General features: G+C 64.4%; 13 protein-coding genes and 1 tRNA gene. 10 read left to right on the top strand and 4 right to left on the bottom strand.

Going from position 1 to position 18,362, the window contains the following annotated elements:
- Positions 1–23 precede the first annotated feature (23 nt).
- Together ACXR2W_RS03335 and ACXR2W_RS03330 are read left to right on the top strand one after the other, a co-directional pair.
- Entirely contained in the window at positions 24–1,007 is a 984-nt protein-coding gene (locus ACXR2W_RS03335) for a DsbA family protein (protein ID WP_458811941.1), read from the top strand.
- Between the two features lie 36 nt (positions 1,008–1,043).
- A tRNA-Thr gene (locus ACXR2W_RS03330) sits at positions 1,044–1,119 on the top strand.
- A 313-nt stretch (positions 1,120–1,432) separates the two neighbouring features.
- Here ACXR2W_RS03330 and ACXR2W_RS03325 read toward each other — a convergent pair.
- The gene (locus ACXR2W_RS03325) at positions 1,433–1,981 is read right to left on the bottom strand and encodes a nitroreductase family protein (protein WP_458811938.1); all 549 of its coding nucleotides are present in this window, start codon (positions 1,979–1,981) and stop codon (positions 1,433–1,435) included.
- Positions 1,978–2,409, bottom strand: a complete 432-nt coding sequence (msrB, locus tag ACXR2W_RS03320) for a peptide-methionine (R)-S-oxide reductase MsrB (protein ID WP_458811935.1) — start codon at positions 2,407–2,409, stop codon at positions 1,978–1,980. Before msrB ends, ACXR2W_RS03325 begins: the two co-directional genes overlap by 4 nt.
- A gap of 312 nt (positions 2,410–2,721) precedes the next feature.
- On the opposite strand from msrB, the gene ACXR2W_RS03315 reads away from it, so the two are divergent.
- The 3 genes from ACXR2W_RS03315 (at position 2,722) to ACXR2W_RS03305 (ending at position 9,026) form a co-directional block, all read left to right on the top strand.
- Positions 2,722–4,728, top strand: a complete 2,007-nt coding sequence (locus ACXR2W_RS03315) for an S-layer homology domain-containing protein (RefSeq protein WP_458811932.1) — start codon at positions 2,722–2,724, stop codon at positions 4,726–4,728.
- A 105-nt stretch (positions 4,729–4,833) separates the two neighbouring features.
- Positions 4,834–8,055: an HtaA domain-containing protein gene (locus ACXR2W_RS03310; protein WP_458811929.1), complete on the top strand. Its 3,222-nt coding sequence runs from the start codon at positions 4,834–4,836 to the stop codon at positions 8,053–8,055.
- A gap of 86 nt (positions 8,056–8,141) precedes the next feature.
- The gene (locus tag ACXR2W_RS03305; RefSeq protein WP_458811926.1) at positions 8,142–9,026 is read left to right on the top strand and encodes an HtaA domain-containing protein; all 885 of its coding nucleotides are present in this window, start codon (positions 8,142–8,144) and stop codon (positions 9,024–9,026) included.
- Positions 9,027–9,128: 102 nt separating this feature from the next.
- Here the strand turns inward: ACXR2W_RS03305 and ACXR2W_RS03300 are convergent, their stop codons facing one another.
- Both ACXR2W_RS03300 and ACXR2W_RS03295 read right to left on the bottom strand, forming a co-directional pair.
- A complete protein-coding gene (locus ACXR2W_RS03300) occupies positions 9,129–9,944 on the bottom strand; it encodes a heme ABC transporter ATP-binding protein (protein WP_458811923.1) in 816 nt (271 codons plus the stop codon).
- Positions 9,941–11,008, bottom strand: a complete 1,068-nt coding sequence (locus ACXR2W_RS03295) for a FecCD family ABC transporter permease (RefSeq protein ID WP_458812203.1) — start codon at positions 11,006–11,008, stop codon at positions 9,941–9,943. The genes ACXR2W_RS03300 and ACXR2W_RS03295 overlap by 4 nt, the downstream gene beginning before the upstream one ends.
- Positions 11,009–11,230: 222 nt before the next feature.
- Here ACXR2W_RS03295 and ACXR2W_RS03290 point away from each other — a divergent pair, with 222 nt between their 5' ends.
- The 5 genes from ACXR2W_RS03290 to ACXR2W_RS03270 all read left to right on the top strand — a co-directional run bounded on the left by ACXR2W_RS03290 (position 11,231) and on the right by ACXR2W_RS03270 (position 18,326).
- Entirely contained in the window at positions 11,231–12,370 is a 1,140-nt protein-coding gene (locus ACXR2W_RS03290) for a heme/hemin ABC transporter substrate-binding protein (RefSeq protein ID WP_458811920.1), read from the top strand.
- Positions 12,371–12,504: 134 nt separating this feature from the next.
- A complete protein-coding gene (locus tag ACXR2W_RS03285; protein ID WP_458811917.1) occupies positions 12,505–13,188 on the top strand; it encodes a LytR C-terminal domain-containing protein in 684 nt (227 codons plus the stop codon).
- Positions 13,189–13,383: 195 nt separating this feature from the next.
- Entirely contained in the window at positions 13,384–15,003 is a 1,620-nt protein-coding gene (groL, locus tag ACXR2W_RS03280) for a chaperonin GroEL (RefSeq protein ID WP_458811915.1), read from the top strand.
- A 156-nt stretch (positions 15,004–15,159) separates the two neighbouring features.
- Positions 15,160–16,005, top strand: coding sequence for an FHA domain-containing protein (locus ACXR2W_RS03275; protein ID WP_458811912.1), 846 nt, complete (start codon positions 15,160–15,162; stop codon positions 16,003–16,005).
- The gene (locus tag ACXR2W_RS03270) at positions 16,002–18,326 is read left to right on the top strand and encodes an ATP-binding cassette domain-containing protein (protein ID WP_458811909.1); all 2,325 of its coding nucleotides are present in this window, start codon (positions 16,002–16,004) and stop codon (positions 18,324–18,326) included. The genes ACXR2W_RS03275 and ACXR2W_RS03270 overlap by 4 nt, the downstream gene beginning before the upstream one ends.
- The last annotated feature ends 36 nt before the right edge of the window (positions 18,327–18,362 follow it).

Here is an 18,362-nt window from a genome sequence, read left to right as displayed (position 1 = left end):
AGCGGGCTGAACTGGAGAATTTTATGGCAAACGAATCTAATACGCGCCTGACGAAGAACGAGCGGCGCGAACAAGCACGCGAGCAGGCTCGCCAGGCACGCGAACAAGAGAAGAAGCGTCAGAAGCGCAACCGGCTCTTCTTGCAGGGCGGTATTGTGCTTGGCGTGCTCGCGGTGCTCGCGGTCGTGGCCCTCGTGGTCATGACGAGCATGAAGCCCGCGGGCCCCGGCCCGGCGAACATGGCGTCGGGCGGTGCGGTGTTCACGAAGGACCTTAAGGTCGTTGAAGGGCCGGCGCTGCCCGCAGACGCTCAGCGTGAAGCCCCCGAGGTGGACCGTAAGAAGCTGCCCCTCGATGTCACCGCGTACGTTGACTACATGTGCCCCGCGTGCGGCAACTTCGAGCAGCAGTACGGCACGATGCTCGAGAACTACGTCGGCACCGGCGACGTGAACCTGCAGGTGTACCCGATCAACTTCCTCGATGGGCAGTCGCTGGGTACGAAGTACTCGACGCGCGCCGCCAACGCCTTTAGCTGCGTGGTCGACCAGCAGCCCGAGGTGGCGTTCAAGCTGCACAACCGACTGCTGAGCGCAGAGGTGCAGCCGGCCGAAGGCACGACGGGTCTCACCGATGATCAGCTGCTTGATCAGGCTAAGGAGGCTGGCGCCGAGCTGACCACTGAGCTGAAGCAGTGCGTCAAGAACAAGGAATTCGCGAGCTTCATCGACGGTAACTGGAAGCAGGTGAGCGAGACCGGCGTGCTGGGGCTTGCGAAGGGCGAGTTCATGCTCAGCTCTGACGGTGTGACGCCGCAGCCCGAGGGCCCGCAGCGCCTCGTGTCGACGCCCACCGTGATCGTCAACGGTAAGCAGTGGAACCAGGCCCGCGACGGTGACCTGGAGTCGTACCTGCTGAAGGTTAAGGGCGAGTTCGAGCAGAAGGATGACGCGAAGAAGGCCGACACGAACAAGGCCGATTCGAAGAAATCGACTGACTCAGAGTAGAATCTCTAAGGGCGGTCACGCAGTGACCGCCCACATGCCGCCTTAGCTCATCTGGTAGAGCAGCAGCCTTGTAAACTGCAGGTGATCGGTTCGAGTCCGATAGGCGGCTCCAAGAAGAAGTCGAAGCGTTTTTCGCCGGAGCCGCGCGCTCACAAGCGCGTATCTCCCCACGTCATCCTGCGCAGCACCTCCCGCGTCATCCTGCGCGACGAAGGAGTCGCAGGATCCACTCTGCTGGTCAACGGGATGTGGATTCTGCGACTCGCAAGCTCGCTCAGAATGACGGGAATGGGCGGATTGCGCAGAATGACGGGAGTGGGCGGATTGCGCAGAATGACGGGAGCGGGCGGCTCGCGCAGAATGACGGGAGTGGGCGGCTCGCGCAGAATGACGCGAACGAGCAGCCTGGGGACTGCGGGGCAGGCCTAGAGCGCCGAGAGGTGCTGGCCCATGTCGAGGGGTTTGCGCGGCTTGGAGGGCTTGCCCTGATCCGGAGCTGTGCCAATGTACAGCCAGCCGAGCAGATACTCGGCCTCGCCCAGCAGGTGCGCCGCGTGCACAGCTGGGTCGCGGGTGTACGGCCCGGTGCGCCAGATAACGCCCCAGCCCGCCTCGTCGAGCAGCAGCGAGAGTAAGTGCGCGACGCCCGAGGCGACTGCCTCCTGTTCCCAGAGCGGCACCTTGTCGCTCTTGCGCGGGCTTACGACAAGCGCGAGCACGAGCGGGGCGCGCTGCGCCTTCGCGATGAGCTTGTCGCGCTTGTCTGGCTTGCCCGCGGCCTCTGCGAGCGCCTCGCCCAAGACGCTGCGCGCGTCGCCACGCAGCTCAATAAGGCGCCAGGGTCGCAGACCCGAATGATCAGCGACGCTCGTCATAGCTGCGACGAGGCTCGCGAGCTCTTCGGGCGAGGGCGCCGGATCAGTGAGCTTGGAGCGAGATCTGCGTCGCTGCAGCGCCTCAAGGGCGGTCGTCACGCGTCCGCCTCAGGCGTGAAACCGAGCGCGACCGAGTTCATGCAGTAGCGGTCGCCGGTGGGCGTGCCGAAGCCGTCGGGAAACACGTGGCCGAGGTGTGAACCACAGTTGGCGCAACGCACTTCGGTGCGCACCGTGCCCATTGAGGTGTCTTCGAGGTACTGCACTGCGCCCGCGCGCACGCTCTCGTAGAAGCTGGGCCAGCCGCATCCGGCGTCGAACTTGGTGCCGGCGAGAAAGAGCTCGTTACCGCACGCGCGGCAGGTGTAGAGACCCGCGCGTTCTTCGTCGAGCAGCTCGCCGGTGCCGGGGCGTTCGGTGCCGGCCTGGCGCAAAACCTGGTATTCGGCCGGGCTGAGGCGTGCTCGCCACTCGTCGTCTGACAGCTGGAAGGGGTAGGGGTGATTGGTATCGGGGTGCTGCGTCATGGGGTTCCTCCTGTGCGACGGTCTGCGCCCAGTGTACGCGCGCATGCCACGCGAACACACAGGCTTGACCGCGATGCTCGCGGCCTGAGTGTTAAGCGCGCTTGTCGTGTCTGTACTACGAATTGTGCGATTTGTAGTGGAGACCAGTGAGGTGAGGCTGCGTGCGAAGCCAATGTTTGCCTACGACTTGCATCATCAGATGATATTCGTCAGACTATACAACGGCCTGCCTCAGTAAGGGCAACCTAAGTTAAGTCGGATGAGCGGCAAGTGTTGATAAGTCGCTCAAGAATACAAAGGAGTGCGCTCGGAATGAGTACACAAAAGAGCGTGAGGAACCGGTTTACCTCCGTGCTCGCGACGGCTACAACTGCGCTGGTAGTGGCCAGCGGGTTGGCGCTCGCGCCAACCGCGGCGATGGCAGCGCCGGTGGGTGCTTTCGGGGCCGTAGTTGAAGGTGCTTCAGCAGAAGCAGCGGCTACGACGCTTACGGCTAGTGTTACCGAGGCCACGAGCACTGGCCTCACTATTTCGGGCGCGCTTACGGGCATTACGGGCGCCAACGGTGCGTACGTCGCGCTCATCGAAGAAGGCACATCGTCTGAGCTCAGCCAGTCCAACATGGGCATCGCAGTTGACTGGGTGACCAAATCTCGCTTGCCCGATGGGGCTGGCACGGCAACGTTCAACGCGAAAGCTGCAGATCTCGACCGCACCAAGTCGTATGAGTTGATTTCGTGGCAGGGACACACGCTTCCATCGAGCGAAACGATCTTTAATGTTGCACCGCTGACGGTCACCGCTGCGCAGTGGGAGCAGGTGTTCGGGCCGGTCACCGAAGTACAGCCGACTGTCACAGTGACTTCGAGTGTCACTGACCTCGACCCGACGGTTGCGCACGAGGTAACGGTGAAGGGCGCAGGTTTCTTGCCCAAGGACCCCGAGACCACGGGTAAGCGTCAGCCGCTGCAGGGTAAGTTCACCGGCGCGTACATCGCTTTTGGTTCGTACCTGAACACCTGGAAGCCGAGCGAGAGCGCGCCTGCAAACGCTCGTAAGAACCTCGATGTGAAGTGGGGCGTGCACGCCTCAGAATTGCCTATCATCTCGACACAGCCCGGAGCGATCGAGCTCGCGGCAGATGGCACCTTCGAAACCACGCTTACAGTTGAGGCCAACGCTACCGAAGCGCTCGAGGGTGGACAGTACGGCATCGTTACCTATCCCGGTGGCGGTGCTACATACGCGCCGTTTGAGACCTTCACGCCCGTCACCTTCGCGTCAACCGACGAAACTCCTGATCCGGAGCCGGCGGTAGACCCGGCAGTAACTGCAACCGTCACCAGCGCTACCGAGGCCGGTATCAAGTTTGAAGCCACGGTTGAGGGCATCACACTGCGCGAAGCAGCAGATGTCACCGACACAGGCAAGGCTGATGCCGGGGTGTACCTTGCGCTTATCGAGCGTGATAACGTAGCGGCTCTGAGTGAGGGCGCAGACGCTGCCGCAGCCGTAGACTTCGCGTACAAGACGTTCATCGCCAATGGCGCGGTGACGCGCACGATTTCGGCTGAGGCTAAGAAACTCGATCGTAACGAGAAGTACGCGGTCGTTTCGTGGCGCGCGCACGGCAATCTGAATGACGATCGCTTCCTGGCCCAGACCGACCTAGAGATCACCGACGCACAGTGGGACGCAGTCTTCAAGAAGGACGAGACGAAGCCCGAGGTCACCATCCCCTTCACTGACATGAAGAAGGGTGACAAGTTCTACAAAGAGATCGCCTGGATGTTCACCGAGGGTATCTCGACCGGCACGAAGCAGCCAGACAACTCTGTGAAGTACCTCCCCAAAGAGTCCGTGACGCGTGAAGCGATGGCCGCCTTCCTCTTCCGTCAGTACGCGCCAGCGAATTACAAGGAACCAAGCTCAGTGAACTTCACCGACGTGAAGAAGGGCGACAAGTTCTTCAAGGAGATTGCTTGGATGGCCGCGTCTGGCATTTCAACAGGCACGAAGCAGGCGAATAACACCTACAAGTTCGATCCCAAGAGCGAGATCAGCCGCGAGGCGATGGCCGCCTTCTTGTACCGCGCCGATGAGACGACGAAGCCCAAGCCGCTCACCGCGTCTCCCTTCGCAGACATGAAGAAGGGCGACAAGTTCTACAAGGAGATCCTCTGGATGAGCCAGATGAACATCTCGACGGGTAACGCGAACGGCACGAAGAAGCCGAATTACCTACCCAAGGCCGACGTGACCCGCGAGGCGATGGCCGCCTTCCTCTACCGCGCGCCGAAGCCCGACGCCGCAAAGTAACTCGCGACGCAGAAACACGCGCACGAGGTGCGTGCGCGAGCCAGCTCAGGCTCGCGCACGCACCGTTTCACCGCTGTACCCACACACTTTCTAGGGGAGTCCCGCATGTCTGCACGATCACGCCTGGCCCGGCTCGGATCTGCCGCCCTCAACTCTGCGCTCATCGCTGCTCTCATCGCGAGCGGGGCGCTGCTGGCGGCCCCCGCCGCCCACGCAGTGGGCGACGCACCAGGCACGGTGCAGGCGGCCGAGACCGCGCAGCCTCAGGTCGATGCTTCGCTCGCTCCGGATCAGGCCGTGCCCAGCGACCAGGCCGAGACTCCCACTGAGCACACCCAGGCAGCCCCCGAAGCGCAGGCCACTGAATCGCCCGCGCCCGAGGCCCCCGCGCCTGAGACTTTCGAAGAACTAGCGGGCGCTGGTGAACACGCGGCGCAAGAGGAGAGTGACCAGGCAGGCCCAGCTGCGCCTGCACAGGAGACGGCGCAAAGCGCGGCGCAGGCCCGTGCAACAGAGCCCAGCGCAGCTCAGTCTGAGGTGCAGGTTGCGGCGGGGTCGCTGACGTGGGGCGTGAAGAGCTCCTTCCGCAACTACATCTACAACTTTGCGGCATTCGAGGGGCGCAGTGAGCTGCTCGGCGGGGCGGTCGCGCAGCCGACGGCGAAGGGTGAGTTCGTCTGGTCGGCCGGTACCGGCACCGCCGGAGGCGCCGGCGACCTAGCAGACATTGCCTTTCGTGAGGGTTCGGGCGTGCACTTTCAGTCGCACCCCATGCAGGTGAACGGCAGCACCGAATACGCGCTCGATCTCGCATTCACGGCGCCGCGCGTGGTCGTCACCTCGCCCACCACGGGTGAGCTGCGGCTCGACGTCAGCGGGCGAGACTATGTCAGCCCGACCGAGGTGGGCTCTCCCTTCACTTTCACCGACGTCGTGTTTGCGACGCTCGACTTGCCGCAGCCACACGTCGACGGTGACCGGCTGACCTGGTCGAGCGCGCAGGCAACGCTCACCCAGGCCGGTAGCGACGCGTTCGGTGGCTTCTACCAAGCGGGTGAGTCTCTCGACCCGCTCACTTTTTCAACCACGGGCGGCGAAGACACCGCAACACCGGGCCCGAGCCCGGTAGCGACCTCGCTTGACCTCACCGCGTCGAGTCCCAGCATTGAAGTGGGCGCGAAGGTGACATTCACCGCCACGGTGACACCCGAGGACGCAGCGGGGCGCGTGCAATTCTTCACCGGCGCGACAACGCTGGGCAATGCGCAAGTGAGCGGCGGCACTGCCACGCTTGCGACAGCGCAGCTTGCGGCGGGTACGCACGAGATCTCGGCAGAGTTTACGCCCGCGAACGCGCAGGCGTACACCCCCGCCACCTCGACGAAAACGACGCAGGTGCGGGTGACCGAAAAGCCCGCAGGGCCAGTCACCGGACCGGTCTCCAAGGCAACTCTGAGCTGGGGCATTAAAGAGTCATTTCGCAGGTACATCACGGGAACCATTGCGCACGGTTCAATCTCGACGCTGGGCAGCACAACCCAGGCGAGCAAAAACGGCGTGTTCACGTGGACGGGCGGCACCGGTACTGCGACCTCAGACGGTAGCAAGGCAAACGTTTCATACGGCGAAGGCAACGGCGCATACCTGCGCGGCCACGAAATGAATGTTGACGGAAAGACGGCCTACGCCCTCGACCTCGCATTCACGAACCCCCGCGTCGTCGTCAAGTCGGCGACGGTGGGCGAGCTGCGCATGGACGTGTCGGGGCGCGAGTTCGCAGGGATGACGAGCGTGGGCGATGAGATCGACCTGAAACAGGTAACCGTCGCAACACTCGACCTGCCCGCCCCCGCAGCGACGGGTAAGACCCTGAGCTGGACAAACGCACCCGCGACCCTCACCAAGGCGGGCTCGAGCGCGCTCGGCGAGTTTTACGGCGCGGGTGAGGCACTTGACCCAGTCTCGTTCTCGCTGCCCATGAGCGAAGCGGTGACGGGCAAAACTCCCACAGCGACGACATTGCGCGCCTCAGCAACCTCCGTCAACTCGGGCGCTGCCGTCACTCTCACCGCGGCGGTCAAACCGAACCTCAAGGGCACGGTCGAGTTCGTGTCGGGGGGTAAGCGGCTGGGAGGCGCGGTACAGACCCCTAACGGTCAGGCGACCACCACTGTCAAGCTTGCAGACGGCGCCCACTCGGTCATCGCAACCTTTACCCCCGACAGCGCCGACTACGGCCACTCCGTCTCGAGCGCCGTGAAGATCACGGTAAACAAGAGAACACCCGACGTTGCACCGCCAGCCAGCAACGGTTCTCAGGCCGCGGGCTCCCTGGTCTGGGGCGTTTCGACCGCCTTCGCGAACTACGTCACCGGCCCGATCGCAAAGGGAGAGGTGACCACGAGCGGTGTCGGTTCCTCGGGCGGCGCCTACCTGTTTCCGCAGGCCACGGGCGGCAGCTGGGACGCGGCCACGCACACCGGGTCAGTGCAGTACACGGGGTCAGTCACCTACACCGGACACCACGGGCTGCTGCGCGAGGGCGTCACAAACCCCATGATTCGGGTCACCGGCCCCACGAGCGCGGTGCTCTATTCTGGCGGAGCCCAGTGGGCCACCCTCGACCTCGGTGCCGCGTCTAAATCGGTGGGCGCGGGCGGCGAAGTCACCTGGAGCGGTGTGCCCGTGAGCGGTGGCTTTAGCGGCGGCGCCGACGGCGGCAACAGCTACAGTCTGCCCGCTGACGGGCTGACCTTCACCGTCGGCGCCGCGAGCGGCGCTAGCTACGGTTCAACCTCCGTGAGCAATGCCTCCAAGAAGCGCACCGTCGCTGCGGCTGCACCCACCACGGCAGGGATCCGGATCATCACGCCCGCGGCCAAAATTACCGCGGGGGCCGAGCTCGAGTTCGCCGCAGACGGATTCGAGCCGGGGGAGCGCGAGATGATCGTGGCACTGTACCCGGGCGTTACCGTGCTCGACGAGGCGGCAGGCGCAAACGACGCCGGCACCGTGAACTGGCTCGGCAACCTACCCGAAGACCTTAAACCGGGGGAGTACACGATCACAGTGCAGGGCAGCACAGACGCGGGAGCCGTGTTCACAGTGCTCGACGCCGACGAGGTGAAAGCCGAGAAGAAGAAACAGCAGGCGGCAGCTCAGGCGAAGCTGGCCCAGGGTGTGCAGTCAGACGCCGTAAGCTCCGCGGGGATCGGCCCGGCAGGTTCAGGCCCCGAGTGGCTGTGGTGGGTGGGCGCCGGCGCACTCCTCATCATCGCCGCGGCGATGGGCGGCCTGGTGGCGCTGCAGCGCCGCGGCGGGCAGTAGCGGTGGCGCACCGGGCAGCCGTGCCACACCCAGCAGTACCCCATAGCATTGACAAGAACCCCAACGCTCTACAAGGAGAACCTCGCGTGCCAAGCACTCCCCGCCCCCGTCTGACCCCCGCCGCACGACTCATGACAGGCCTCGGCGCGGGTGCGCTCGCCGCAGTGGCGCTTGTAGGCCCGGCCTATGCCGCGCCGGTGCAGCTTGCTCCGGCGATGCCCTTGCAGACGAACGACGTTGCCGCTTGCAACGTCACCGAGGCGTCGTTCACCTGGGGAGTGAAAGAGAGCTTTCGGTCGTACATTAGCGGCAGCATCGCTAACGGCGAGTGGACCGTGAGCGACGATATGCGCTACGAGACCCCGAGCTTTATCTGGGATAAGGCGCAGGGTAGTCTCGCGCCCGAACTCGACGCGGGCGAGATCGGTTTCACCGGTGCGGTGCACTTCACCGGCCATGATGGCGCAATGACCCTCGACCTGGCAGACCCAAAGGTCGAGTTTGAATCAGACGAGACCGCCTACCTGGTACTCACGATCGGTTCGTCTGACACGACGAGTGGGGGCGAGAGCGTCGCGCAGACTCCCGTGCGCGCGGCGAAGCTCGACCTTGAGGGCGCGGTGACAGCGGGCGGGCAAGACCTTGAAATCGACGGCGTTGTGCCGCGGCTCACCGCCGAGGGAGCGGCCGCGCTCAACGGCGCCTACGGCAGCTACGTGGCGGGCGAAGAACTCGACCCGGTGATGCTCAAAGCAACGGTCGCAGGGTGCGAGCTCGGCGCGCTCACCGCAACTGATCAGCCGGTGCAGCAGGAGCCCGACGACGGTCTGATGCCGCTTGACTCCGAGACCGACACGACGGCGGGCGCCGAGATTCCGTGGCTGCCGATCGGCATTGGCGCGGTCGCGCTGCTCGTGATCGGTGTGACCGGCGGCATGCTGCTCGGCGGCAAGCGCAAGGGCAAGAACTAACCGGATCGCCCCGTAACTGCCACGAGACGGCATTGAAACGACGAGTCGGCCCGATAAAAACGTATTTATCGGGCCGACTCGTCGTTTCGATACTGAGTCGCGCTAGTGCCGCTTGGGCATCACGATGCCCTGTCCCGTCACCGGGTGCTTGATCACCTCAACGGGCGTGCGGTAGACGTGGCTGACGATCTCGCTGGTGAGCACCCGCTCGGGGGCATCACAGGCGATGATCTCGCCGTCGCGCAGCAGCGCGATGCGGTCGGCGTAGGCCGCAGCGAGGTTCAGGTCGTGCAGCACGACAAGCACGGCGTCGCCCGCGAGGGCGCGGTCGCGCGCGAGCCCCAGCACCGACTCTTGGTGTCCAATGTCGAGCGCGGCGGTGGGCTCGTCGAGCATCAGCACGCCCGTGCGGCCGGCGGTTACCCGCGCAAAGGCGACGCGGGCGCGCTCACCGCCAGACAGCGACGGCACTCTCCGGTTACCGAGGTGGGCGATGTCGGCCGAATCGATGGCTTCGCTGATCGCCTCGTTGTCTTCGTCTTCGCGTTCAGTACGCCGCCAGGGCGCTCGCCCCATCTCAACTACCTGGTGCACCGTGAACGGAAACAGCAGCTGGTTGTCTTGCAGTAGCACGCTGCGGCGGCGCGACAGCTCGACGAGGGACCAGTCGTGAATGCCGCGATCGCCAAACTGCACGGCGCCCTGATCCGGCGTGACATCGCCAGAGAGCACGCTCAACAGCGTGGACTTACCGGCGCCGTTGGGGCCGAGCAGAGCGAGCACCTCGCCCGCGCGCAGCTCGAGCGAGACATTGTCGAGCAGCGCGCGCCCGCCGCGCGATAGGCTGACGCCCTGAGCCGCGCAGACGAGTGCGCCAGCGCTCGCGCGCTCGGGCAGCGTGATGTGACGGGCGATCATCCCCAGCCTCCACTCCGTTTGCGGGTTCTGCGTAGTAGCCAAAAGAAGAACGGGCCACCGACGAGTGCCGTGAGCATGCCGATTGGCATCTCGGCCATGGGTACGAGGGTGCGCGCGCCGAGATCTGCGAGGGTGAGTAGCAGTGCGCCGCCGAGCGCCGATCCTGTGACCAATGGCAGGTGCGCAGGTCCCAAAATCATGCGCATGAGGTGCGGAATCACGAGGCCCACGAACGAGATGATGCCCGCGAAAGCAACCGAGGCGCCCACGAGTAGCGCGACGATCACGATCATCACGATGCGCAGAGCCTCAACGTTCACGCCGAGATGGCGGGCGTTGCGCTCACCGAGCGCGAGCAGGTCAAGCCGGTGCGCGGCCGCGTACGCCGCGACGAGACCGAGCACGATGACGGGCGCGGTGACGAGCACCTGCGACCAGCCGGTGCCCTGCAGACTGCCGAGCTGCCAGAAGACAATCTGCTCGCGCGACTGCGTATCGCCAAGAAAAGTGAGCAGCGCGATCGCCGCGCCACCGATCGCGTTCACCGCGATACCGGTGAGCACGAGCGTGACAACCTCAGTTTTGCCGTCGGCGCGGCTCATCGCATACACGATGAGCGTCGCCACAAGCCCCGAAGCAAAGGCGAGCACCGCCGTGGTCCACGGGCCAAAAATAGTGAGCCCAAACACGATTGACAGGCCAGCGCCCACGGCAGCGCCAGACGAGATACCGATCACGCCGGGCTCGGCGAGCGGGTTACCGAAGATCGCCTGCATGATGAGACCCGACACAGCGAGACCCGCGCCCACGAGCACGGCCATCGCGATGCGCGGAAACCTGATGGTCCAGAGTGTCGCGTCGCCAGCCGGGTGCGTGGGCATGGGGAGCCAGTCGATGCCAATGCGGTGCAGCAGCGAACCGAGCACCTCTTGGGGCGGTATTTCAAGCTGCCCGGTGCCAGCCGATATGAGCACCGCAGCGGCGACCGCGAGTGTCAGCGCCGTGAACAGGAGGGTGGTCTTGACCGTGTGCCGTCTAGCGGGCGTCCTGTCGATTGGATTCATGCGTCCGTTGGGAGCTTTCTTCGGGGTATCGGGGGTGTGCGTGAGCGCCTGCGATTCTCGGCAGGCGAAATTTCGCACATTCACACTTCATCATACCTTTACTAGGTTAGGCTAATCTGCGTGCGGCGCCGGAGCCACGGTGTTGCGCTCTGCGATCGCCGTGCTGGGCTCGCCCATCCAGCCGCCACGAGGCCAGCTCGCTCACGTTTTCAAGGGGATTGTATGCTCAAGCACCGCTCATCACGCGTTAAACGTGCTCTCGCGCTCGTACTGCTGAGCGGGCTCGTGCTTACCGGGTGTCAGAGCGGCGCCCCGGCGAGTACCGGAGCGGATGCGGTGACGCAGGTGGAGCTGCCGCCGCTTGACGAGATCACGCCGCTCGAAAACCCCCGCGCTTACCAGGGTGAGACGACCGCGATCATCGGCGGCCCGTCGATCACGCCGCTCGCGTCTGAGCCCACCCCGCAATTACCTGTCACCGTCGCATCTCACGACCGCGGCGGCGACGTCGACATTGAGGTGACCGATGTATCGCGCGTGCTGGCGCTGTCACTGAGTGGTTCGCTCGCCGAGACCGTGCACTCGCTCGGGCTGTCAGATAACCTCGTGGGCCGCGACATTTCGACCAATTTCCCGGGCGCTGAAGACCTCCCGGTCGTGACCCGCGAGGGTCACTCGATCGACGCCGAGGGTGTGCTGTCGCTCAACCCGAGCCTCATCATCACCGACGGCTCGATCGGACCGACTGACGTGGTGCTGCAGCTGCGCGAAGCCGGGATTCCCGTCGTCACAGTTGACCGAGCCGTCGACGAACCGACCACGTATGAGACAACCCAGCAGGTCGCAGACGCGCTCGGGGTGAGCGAGGTTGCGCTCGAGCGTAACGCCGAGCTCAAGGAAGCGATCGCTGCCAAGGAGGCCGAGGTAGCGAAGCTGCTCCCAGCCGACGAAGCAAACCTGCCGCGTGTGGCGTTTCTCTACGTGCGCGGTACTTCGGGCATCTACTACCTGTTCGGTGAGGGCAGTGGCATCGACAGTATGATCCGCTCGGTGGGCGCGATCGACGTTGCGGCCGAGATCGGGTGGAAGGGCGAACGCCCCATGACCGATGAGGCGCTCATCGCGATCGATCCCGATGTGCTGCTCGTGATGACTCAGGGGCTCGAGAGCGCGGGCGGGGTCGACGGCCTGCTCGCGGCCCAGCCGAGTATCGCCCTCACGACCGCTGGTAAAAACCGGCGCATCATCGACGTCGACGAGAAACTCTTGTTTGCGGGCGGCACTCGGCTGCCCGACGTGATCGACGGCCTCGCGCGCGCAATTTACGCGCCCGATTCGCTCGCTCCCCAGGCGCAGCAGTAACAAGCGACTCCGGATCAAGCCCGCGTTACCCCGTGGTTCTTCACCGCGTTTGCAGTCGTTGCACTGTAATGTAGGGGCGAATCGCCGGTGTCGTGTCACCACCTTTGGCGCCGGCTAGTTACTTGAGGAGCAGTGTGGGGCAGAAATCCGCAGGGGTAGGGGAGCGTCAAAGCTACCCCGAGGACCGCTTCGATCGCGTGCAGCACACCGGTCGGGTGGGCGCGCATCGCGTCACCGCCCGCCCGCGCTATGTGTGGCATTTTGTGATTGCCGGGATCATTGGGTTCGCGCTGCTCACCGCCGTGGGTGTCTTTGCCGTGCACAACATCGGTGCGGCAGGCAAGCTACCGTTGCAGGACCCCGCGCCTCAGGTGGAGGCGCCTAAAAAAGTAGTGCCGCAGCTCAACCCAGAGGCAACGGTGGCGGTGCTCAACGGCAGCGAGACTGTCAACCTTGCGGCCGCCCTCGACAAGATCATTGCCGACGAACAGTGGGGCCAGATCTTGTTCTCGGGCGCCGCGGCGACACAGGACGTGACGATCTCAGCGGTGTTCTACAGTGACCCCGCCGACGCAGAGGCCGCGGCAGGGCTCGCGGCAAAACTGGGTGGTCTGTCTACCTACACGACGAGCGAGTACGACGAGTATGGCGCACAGCTCATCGTGTTGCTCGGTTCTGACTATGCAGGCCCGGGCATTGAAGAAGCGGCTGCCATGACGGCAACCGGCGGTGCCCCCGGTGACGTGGCCGACGGCGTAGCCGTTGATCCGGAGCCTGCGACCGACCCCGAGACGCCGGCCGAGCAGCCAGTCGAGTAGCCAGCGTAAGTAGCACGCAGTGCTACGAGCTGAGCTCAGCTTCTCTTTCGAGACGTGTTCGCTGTGCGCGAGCTGCTTGCACTCGCACAGCACGAGTGCCAGTATTGTTGTTAGCAGTCGGATCGACTGAGTGCTAACGGTGAAGACCCGCGTCGGCGCTCACCACTTCGAGACCGTCCGGAAGGGGCGAATTACATGGCAAAGATGATTGCGTTTGATGAAGAAGCACGTCGCGGCCTGGAGCGTGGACTGAACATCCTCGCCGATGCCGTTAAGGTGACGCTCGGCCCGCGCGGCCGCAACGTCGTGCTCGAGAAGAAGTGGGGCGCACCCACCATCACGAACGACGGCGTTTCGATCGCCAAGGAGATCGAGCTCGACGATCCCTTCGAGAAGATCGGTGCTGAGCTCGTCAAGGAGGTCGCTAAGAAGACCGACGACGTAGCAGGCGACGGCACCACCACCGCTACCGTGCTCGCTCAGGCGCTCGTGCGCGAGGGCCTGCGCAACGTTGCCGCAGGCAGCGACCCCATCGCGCTCAAGAAGGGCATCGAGAAGGCTGTAGCAGCTGTCTCGGCGCAGCTCCTCGCCAACGCCAAGGAGATCGAGACCACCGACCAGATCGCGGCTACCGCTTCGATCTCGGCCGCTGACGAGCAGATCGGTCAGCTCATTGCTGAGGCGATCGACAAGGTCGGCAAGGAAGGTGTTGTCACCGTCGAGGAGTCGAACACGTTCGGCACCGAGCTTGAGCTCACCGAGGGCATGCGCTTCGACAAGGGCTACCTGTCGGCATACTTCGTCACCGACGCAGACCGCCAGGAGGCAGTCTTCGAGGATCCCTACATCCTCATCGTCAACAGCAAGGTCTCGAACATCAAGGACCTGCTTCCCGTTGTCGACCCCGTCATCCAGTCGGGTAAGCAGCTGCTCATCATTGCTGAAGACATCGAGGGCGAGGCGCTCGCGACTCTCGTGCTCAACAAGATCCGTGGCATCTTCAAGTCGGCTGCTGTGAAGGCTCCCGGCTTCGGCGACCGCCGCAAGGCCATGCTGCAGGACATCGCTATTCTCACGGGTGGCCAGGTCATCTCTGAAGAGGTTGGCCTCAAGCTCGAGAACGCAACGCTCGACATGCTCGGCACCGCACGCAAGGTCATCATCACCAAGGATGAGACCACCATTGTGCAGGGTGGCGGCGAAGAAGACGCGATCCAGGGTCGCGTGACCCAGATCCGTCGCGAGATCGAGAACACCGACAGCGACTACGACCGTGAGAAGCTGCAGGAGCGCCTCGCGAAGCTCGCTGGCGGCGTGGCCGTCATCAAGGCTGGCGCGGCAACCGAGGTTGAGCTCAAGGAGCGCAAGCACCGCATCGAGGACGCCGTTCGTAACGCGAAGGCAGCCGTTGAAGAGGGTGTGCTCCCCGGTGGTGGCGTTGCCCTCATCCAGGCTGGCAAGACCGCGTTCGAGTCGCTCGAGCTGACCGGTGAAGAGGCTGTTGGTGCCCGCATCGTGCAGGTTGCCATCGAGGCGCCGCTGCGCCAGATCGCAGCAAACGCTGGCCTCGAGCCCGGCGTTGTTGCGAACAAGGTCGGCGAGATGCCCGTGGGCCACGGCCTGAACGCTGCGACCGGCGAGTACGGTGACCTGGTTGCCCAGGGTATCCTCGACCCGGCTAAGGTGACCCGCTCGGCGCTGCAGAACGCTGCGTCGATCGCAGGTCTGTTCCTCACCACCGAGGCCGTTGTTGCCGACAAGCCCGAGCCCGCTGCGGCACCGGCTGGCGACCCCACCGGTGGCATGGACTTCTAAGTCCGACACCACTGGGCGGCCGCGCCGCCCGAGAAGTTCGCGGGGCCACACTTTCGAGTGTGGCCCCGCGTTTTTCATTGGAGAAGATGGGCACACCCCGTGCGCTTGCAATGTACGATGGGGTGTTGCCCATCATGTGTCTTCGAGAGGCCGAGTATGCAGCCCCACTATGCCCAGGCGTTAGACCTGCGCCCAGATCTCACGCCGCAGCAGCTGCGCGACCTGTTGGCGAGCCAGCCAGAGCAGGCGCTCGCGGTGGCTGTGCACCCGCAAGCCGACGCCCCGCTGCGCGCTTGGCTGTGGGAGACGGGCGACGGGGCGATGCGACTGTCGATGTATCAGTTCTACCTCGCGCAGCGCGAGCGAATTGCAGCGCTGGGGCAGCCGCTGCCCGGCGATGCCGTTCGGTTCGACGAGGCCGTCGCGCGCACCTATGCGCAGTGGCAAGAGGGGCTGGTGGGGGCCCCGCACGAAGATTTGACCATGACAATGACGTCGACGAGTGGTGAGCACGCGCCGTCTCCCCAGGTATCGCCGCTCGCTAAGCCGGCGGCGCCCGCACACGCGGCGGGAGCCGAAGAGGGTGCCGAAGCCGCGGTGCCACAGGTTCAGCTACCCGCGGTTCAGGCACCCGCTGACGGGTACGGCGATGCGGTTGATCCGGCGCCGATTGCGTGGCTCTCGCTGCCCGATGGCGCGCAGGTGGCATTGACCGCGGTGACGGTGCTCGTCGGTCGGAACCCAGAGGTGCTGTACCCGAGTGCGCAGCTCGTGACACATGTTGATGAGCGCAGGCTTCTGTCGTCGACGCACGCGCTGCTTCGGCTACACGATGGGCACTGGTTTATTAACGATCTCGGGTCAACGAACGGCACGATTGTGGGGCGTGACCCCCGCACGCCTGCGCTCACTCCCGGGCAGACCGAGTTTTTGGCGGGCGAGTTTATGCTCGGCGGCCTGCCGTTTACGCTTACGATGCTTCACCCGGAGGGGATCCTGTGACCGCGGTAAACACAGTGCACGCCGTGCAGACTGCGCGCACCCAACTGGGCGCGACGGGCTCAGATAGCGGGCAACCAGCGCTCGAGCTGGTGTTTGAAGGCCAGCAGCGCGCGCTGTCGGCGGGCGATTTCTTTATCGTCGGGCGCACGAGCGGTGCTGATCTGCGCATCGACCTACCGATCGTTTCCAGGCGCCACCTCGTGGTCGGGTACAAGAATGGCTGGTTTGTCGAAGATCTCGGCTCCCACAATGGTGTGTTCGTCGATGGCCGCCGAGTCGAGCGCGTCGCACTGACGGAGGCGACGCAGGTGCGGCTTGGTAACGCGACGAGTGGACCGCTGCTCGAACTGCGCCCAGACGCTGCCTCGGTATCTGCCGCAGCGACGCGAGCCCTCACACCGCACGAATTTGGGCAGATGCTCGGCACACTGACTCCGCCGCCGCTGCTCGTTGACGCTGGTTTTGCTGCCGAGCCTGGTGTTGGTGTTGGTGTTGGTGTTGGTGTTGGTGTTGGTGTTGGTGCCGGTGCCGGTGCCGGTGCTGGCGTTGGCGCGTGGGCGCCACCCGTGAGTGCCACTAGCAACCTTAACGCGCAGGCACCCGTCACAGCTACCCTCACCGGCGGGCTTGAGGTGCGCGGTCTCGGGTTTACAGTCGAGGGTGGCAAACGACTGCTGCGCGATGTCACATTTGACGCGGGCAGGGGTACGCTGACGGCGATTGTCGGGCCCTCGGGGGCGGGCAAATCGACCTTCGCGCGCGCCGTGTCTGGCCTCACGAAACCCAGCTCAGGGCAGGTCACCTTCGACGGCGTCGACGTGCATGCACAGTACGACCGCGCGAAGTCGATGATCGGCATGGTGCCACAGGAAGACGTGATTCACGGGCAATTGACGCTGTTGCGCGCGCTGCGTTATGCGGCGCGACTACGGCTCGGCTCGGGCATGAGCGCGAGTGAACGCGAGGGCCACGTGCAGCGTGCGCTGGCACAACTCGACCTTGAAGCCCACGTCAATACGCGCATTTCAAAGCTGTCGGGTGGCCAGCGCAAGCGTGCTTCGGTCGCGCTCGAGCTGCTCACGGAGCCCGCCTTTCTGATCCTCGACGAGCCGACCTCGGGGCTTGATCCGGCGCTCGATCGCCAACTCATGAGCGAATTTCGCGCGCTCGCCGATGGCGGTAGGACGGTGCTCACGATCACACACTCGGTGGCATGCCTTGACGTGTGTGACCAGGTGCTCGTGCTTGTACCGGGCGGTGCGCCCGCGTTTATCGGTAGCGAACAGGGCGCATTCGCCTATTTCGGCACCACCGACTGGTCAAATATTTTCGACCTGTTGAAGGATGACCCCCAGGGCTGTGCTGAGCGCTGGTTGGCATCGGTCGAAGCGCGCTCGCTCGCGGTAGCGCACGCGCTCAAGCCGTCGCAGCCGTCGCAGCCGTCGCTCACTGAGACACCTCCCGCTCCGTCGACCAGCAGGCCCGCGCAGTTCTTGACACTGATGCAACGACAGCTCTCGTTGATGCTCGCCGACAAGGGATACACAGCGTTCTTGATCGCGCTGCCGTTTGTGATTGGGCTCTTACCGCTCGTGGTGCCAGGCGAAACCGGGCTGACCCGTGTGCAGCAAGCGAAAGACGCTCAAGAGCCGCAGATGATTTTGACGCTGCTCACGATCGGTGCGGTGTTCATGGGTATCTCGATGAGCATTCGAGATCTCGTTGGTGAACGAAGCATTTATGCGCGGGAGCGAGCGGTCGGGCTCAGCACATCGGCCTATCTCGCAGCAAAGATTGTCGTGTACAACCTGCTGGGCCTGTTTGGTGCTGTGGTGATCGTCGCAGTGTCTGGGCTGCTCAAAGATGCGCCCACCGGTGACGGTGTCTTGGGGCTCGGTGCTCGGATCGAGCTCACGCTCGCGATTGCGCTGACAATCTCCGTTGGGGTGCTGATTGGCCTGCTGCTGTCGGCGCTCGTGAGTTCTCAGAACCAGGTGATGCCGGTGCTGATCGTGGTGCTGATGGTGCAGATGGTGCTTAACGGCGGGTTGATTCCGCTCGTCGACGCTGGCGTGCTGAACTGGATCTCGATGTCGGTGCCAGCACGCTGGTCAATGTCGCTCGGGGCCGTGAGCATCGACCTGCATCATCTGCTCTCGATTGCCGACGAGGTGGAGCGTGTGGCGGCCGAGGCCTCCATGCCCGAGCTCGACTCGATGTGGAACCCGAGCGCACTGCGCTGGTGGTTTGGTTTCTGCATCTTGAGCGGCATGGCCGCGCTCATGGCTGTAGCTACGTGGTGGCGAACGCGCACGCGGTAGCTGATCGACGGTGGCGCGGGGCGAGGGGACTGGGGC

This window comes from Leucobacter faecis (assembly GCF_054456695.2).
The sequence above is the reverse complement of the archived record's forward strand: the minus strand, read 5'-3'. Positions and strand labels throughout refer to the sequence as shown.